General features: G+C 56.4%; 1 rRNA gene. It reads right to left on the bottom strand.

The window, feature by feature from the left end:
- Positions 1-31: 31 nt before the first annotated feature.
- Positions 32-1,533: ribosomal RNA gene (locus tag ACZ4TV_RS33410) — 23S ribosomal RNA — on the bottom strand; the annotation flags it as partial.

Raw genomic sequence — 1,533 nt, 5'->3', positions numbered from 1 at the left:
TTCAGAACTAACACAGTGGACGCGAGCAACTGAGGACAAGCCCTCGGCCTATTAGTACCAGTCAGCTTCACCCGTTACCGGGCTTCCACATCTGGCCTATCAACCCAGTCGTCTACTGGGAGCCTTACCCTCTCAAGGAGGTGGGAATACTCATCTTGAAGCAGGCTTCCCGCTTAGATGCTTTCAGCGGTTATCCCTCCCGAACGTAGCCAACCAGCCATGCCCTTGGCAGGACAACTGGCACACCAGAGGTTCGTCCGTCCCGGTCCTCTCGTACTAGGGACAGCCCTTCTCAATATTCCTACGCGCACAGCGGATAGGGACCGAACTGTCTCACGACGTTCTAAACCCAGCTCGCGTACCGCTTTAATGGGCGAACAGCCCAACCCTTGGGACCGACTCCAGCCCCAGGATGCGACGAGCCGACATCGAGGTGCCAAACCATCCCGTCGATATGGACTCTTGGGGAAGATCAGCCTGTTATCCCCGGGGTACCTTTTATCCGTTGAGCGACGGCGCTTCCACAAGCCACCGCCGGATCACTAGTCCCGACTTTCGTCCCTGCTCGACCCGTCGGTCTCACAGTCAAGCTCCCTTGTGCACTTACACTCAACACCTGATTGCCAACCAGGCTGAGGGAACCTTTGGGCGCCTCCGTTACTCTTTGGGAGGCAACCGCCCCAGTTAAACTACCCATCAGACACTGTCCCTGATCCGGATCACGGACCGAGGTTAGACATCCAGCACGACCAGAGTGGTATTTCAACGGCGACTCCACCCCAACTGGCGTTGGGGCTTCAAAGTCTCCCACCTATCCTACACAAGCCGAACCGAACACCAATATCAAACTGTAGTAAAGGTCCCGGGGTCTTTCCGTCCTGCTGCGCGAAACGAGCATCTTTACTCGTAGTGCAATTTCACCGGGCCTATGGTTGAGACAGTCGAGAAGTCGTTACGCCATTCGTGCAGGTCGGAACTTACCCGACAAGGAATTTCGCTACCTTAGGATGGTTATAGTTACCACCGCCGTTTACTGGCGCTTAAGTTCTCAGCTTCGCACGCCCGAAAGCGCACTAACCGGTCCCCTTAACGTTCCAGCACCGGGCAGGCGTCAGTCCGTATACATCGCCTTACGGCTTCGCACGGACCTGTGTTTTTAGTAAACAGTCGCTTCTCGCTGGTCTCTGCGGCCACCCCCAGCTCAAGGAGCAAGTCCTCTCACCAGTGATGGCCCCCCTTCTCCCGAAGTTACGGGGGCATTTTGCCGAGTTCCTTAACCATAGTTCACCCGAACGCCTCGGTATTCTCTACCTGACCACCTGAGTCGGTTTAGGGTACGGGCCGCCATGAAACTCGCTAGAGGCTTTTCTCGACAGCATAGGATCATCCACTTCACCACAATCGGCTCGGCATCAGGTCTCAGCCTTATATGAGGGACGGATTTGCCTACCCCTCGGCCTACACCCTTACCCCGGGACAACCACCGCCCGGGCTGGACTACCTTCCTGCGTCACCCCATCGCTTACCTACTAC

The sequence above is a fragment of the Streptomyces sp. NPDC028910 genome (assembly GCF_055564955.1).
The sequence above is the reverse complement of the archived record's forward strand: the minus strand, read 5'-3'. Positions and strand labels throughout refer to the sequence as shown.